Source organism: Streptomyces sp. (genome assembly GCF_031178505.1).
Taxonomy (GTDB): domain Bacteria; phylum Actinomycetota; class Actinomycetes; order Streptomycetales; family Streptomycetaceae; genus Streptomyces; species Streptomyces gulbargensis.
The window spans coordinates 1-3,188 of sequence record NZ_JAPSIW010000780.1 but is presented as its reverse complement, the minus strand read 5'-3'; the positions used below and the strand labels follow the sequence as shown (position 1 = coordinate 3,188).

Below are 3,188 nucleotides of genomic sequence, written 5' to 3'. Positions count from 1 at the left end.
CTTCCTTCGTACTGACCCTCTCGGGCTTTCCTCCGGGCGCTTCCTTCGTTTCCGACTCTATCAGATCTTTCCGATCCGATTTCCTCGGTGCTTTCCGGTCCCGGATTTCTTTCTTTCCGAGGCCTTCCGGCGCGTTCCGACTTTATCAGAAGTTCTGAGTCGGATTTCCCGCCTCCTGGTCGGCCGGCCCGGCGCACAGCGGCGCGGGGGCTTCCCGTTCTGGCGGAGCCGTAAACGTACTGGAGCGGGGCGCCCCGATGCAAATCGAGGCGCCCCGCTCCGGAACCGCGCTGGTCAGACCTCCACGACGACCGGAAGGATCATCGGGCGGCGGCGGTAGGTGTCGGAGACCCACTTGCCGACGGTGCGGCGGATCAGCTGCTGGAGCTGGTGGGGTTCGACGACGCCGTCCTGGGCCGACTTGTTCAGGACCTGGTCGATCTTCGGGACCACCGCGTCGAAGGCGGAGTCCTCGATGCCGGAACCGCGGGCGTGGATGTTCGGGCCGCCGACGATCTTGCCGGTGGAGGAGTCCACCACCAGGAAGACGGAGATGATGCCCTCCTCGCCGAGGATGCGGCGGTCCTTCAGGGAGGACTCCGTGACATCGCCGACCGAGAGGCCGTCGACGTAGACGTACCCGGCCTGGACCTTGCCCGTGATGCGGGCGCGGCCGTCGACCAGGTCGACGACGACACCGTCCTCGGCGATGACGATGTGGTCCTTCGGGATACCCGTCATCGCGCCGAGCTCGGCGTTGGCGCGCAGGTGGCGCCATTCGCCGTGGACCGGCATGAGGTTCTTCGGCCGGCAGATGTTGTAGAAGTACAGCAGCTCGCCGGCCGAGGCGTGGCCCGAGACGTGGACCTTGGCGTTGCCCTTGTGGACGACGTGGGCGCCCCAGCGGGTCAGGCCGTTGATCACGCGGTAGACCGCGTTCTCGTTGCCCGGGATGAGCGAGGACGCCAGGATCACGGTGTCGCCGGGGACGATCCGGATCTGGTGGTCGCGGTTGGCCATCCGGGAGAGGGCCGCCATCGGCTCGCCCTGCGAGCCCGTGCAGACGAGCACGACCTCGTCGTCCGGAAGGTCGTCCAGCGTCTTCACGTCGACGACGAGGCCGGCCGGGACGCGGAGGTAACCGAGGTCCCGGGCGATGCCCATGTTGCGGACCATCGAGCGGCCGACGAAGGCGACCCGGCGGCCGTACTCGTGGGCGGCGTCGAGGATCTGCTGGATGCGGTGCACGTGGCTGGCGAAGCTGGCCACGATGATGCGCTTCTGGGCGTTCGCGAAGACGTTCCGCAGGACGTTCGAGATGTCCTTCTCCGGCGGGACGAAGCCGGGGACCTCGGCGTTCGTCGAGTCGGACAGCAGGAGGTCGATGCCCTCCTCGCTGAGCCGCGCGAACGCGTGCAGGTCGGTCAGGCGCCCGTCCATCGGGAGCTGGTCCATCTTGAAGTCGCCGGTGTGGACCACCATGCCCGCGGGGGTGCGGATCGCGACGGCCAGGGCGTCCGGGATGGAGTGGTTGACGGCGATGAACTCGCAGTCGAAGGGGCCGAGCCGCTCGCGGTGCCCTTCCGCCACCTCGAGGGTGTACGGACGGATGCGGTGCTCCTGGAGCTTGGCCTCGATCAGGGCGAGGGTCAGCTTGGAGCCGATGAGCGGGATGTCCTGCTTCATGCGGAGCAGGAACGGCACACCACCGATGTGGTCCTCGTGGCCGTGGGTCAGGACGATGCCCTCGATGTCGTCGAGGCGGTCCTGGAGGGTGGTGAAGTCCGGCAGGATCAGGTCGACGCCGGGCTGCTCCTCCTCGGGGAAGAGGACGCCGCAGTCGACGATCAGCAGACGGCCGTCGTACTCGAAGACCGTCATGTTCCGGCCGATCTCACCGAGACCGCCGAGCGGGGTGACGCGGAGGCCACCCTGGGGCAGCTTCGGCGGGGCGCCGAGTTCAGGATGCGGATGGCTCAAAAGACTCTCCTCACCACACGCGCCACGTACCGGTTCGGCACGTGGCGCGCATGACAATCGTGCACTTGCTGTTGTCGGTATTCCACTTGTCCGTTTTCGGTTTTTCTTCAGTTATGTGTTCGATTGTCTGTTCAGTTGTGAAGTCCGTTGTCAGAGTTCTACCCCGCCTGCGGCCAGATCGACCTTGAGCTGCTCGGTCTCCTGGGCGGAAAGTTCCACGAGCGGCAGGCGCAGCGGGCCGGCCGGGAGGCCCTGGAGGGCGAGGGCGGCCTTCGTGGTCATGACGCCCTGGGTGCGGAACATCCCGGTGTAGACGGGGAGCAGCTTCTGGTGGATCTCCGTGGCCTTCTGGACCTCGCCGCCCAGGTGGGCGTCGAGGAGGGCGCGGAGCTCGGGGGTCGCGACGTGGCCGACGACGGAGACGAAACCGACGGCGCCCACGGAGAGCAGCGGCAGGTTCAGCATGTCGTCGCCGGAGTACCAGGCGAGGCCGGAGCGGGCGATGGCCCAGCTGGCGCGGCCGAGGTCGCCCTTGGCGTCCTTGTTGGCCACGACGCGCGGGTGCTCGGCGAGGCGGACGATCGTCTCGGTGTCGATCGGGACGCCGCTGCGGCCGGGGATGTCGTAGAGCATCACCGGAAGCTCGGTGGCGTCGGCGATGGCCGAGAAGTGCCGGTACAGGCCCTCCTGCGGGGGCTTGTTGTAGTACGGCGTGACGGCGAGGAGGCCGTGGGCACCGTCGCGCTCGGCGGTGCGGGCCAGCTCGATCGAGTGGTGGGTGTCGTTGGTGCCGATGCCGGCCACGACGTGGGCGCGGTCTCCGACGGCCTCCAGGACCGCTCGTACCAGCTCCGATTTCTCCGCGTCGCTGGTGGTGGGGGACTCGCCGGTGGTGCCGTTGACGACGAGGCCGTCGTTGCCCGCGTCCACCAGGTGGGTGGCGAGTCGCTGGGCACCGTCGAGGTCGAGTGCGCCGTCCGCCGTGAAGGGCGTGACCATGGCGGTGAGGACCCGCCCGAAGGGGGTCTGCGGAGTGGAGATCGGAGCCATGGGTAACACGCTACTCGCTGCTCAGCGCCGGGGGTCCCCTCGGGGGGACGTGAGAAAGGAGCCCGGCACTGCCTGCTCGGGGGTTCAAGCAGTGCCGGGTCCGTTTGATCAGCCTAGATGAACTTCACGAAACGTCGCAATACGGACACTTCGCCCGG

The 3,188-nt window shown here is 67.8% G+C and carries 2 protein-coding genes; both read right to left on the bottom strand.

Going from position 1 to position 3,188, the window contains the following annotated elements:
* Positions 1–294: 294 nt before the first annotated feature.
* Positions 295–1,980 carry a ribonuclease J gene (locus RIF68_RS32210; RefSeq protein WP_309054804.1) on the bottom strand — a complete coding sequence of 562 codons (1,686 nt, stop codon included), beginning with the start codon at positions 1,978–1,980 and terminating at the stop codon, positions 295–297.
* Positions 1,981–2,130: 150 nt separating this feature from the next.
* Entirely contained in the window at positions 2,131–3,030 is a 900-nt protein-coding gene (dapA, locus tag RIF68_RS32205; RefSeq protein ID WP_309054803.1) for a 4-hydroxy-tetrahydrodipicolinate synthase, read from the bottom strand.
* Positions 3,031–3,188: the final 158 nt, after the last annotated feature.

Bases quoted from the DNA above. Each gene is read 5' to 3' on its own strand.
- dapA (WP_309054803.1), bottom strand. From the start codon at position 3,030: ATGGCTCCGATCTCCACTCCGCAGACCCCCTTCGGGCGGGTCCTCACC.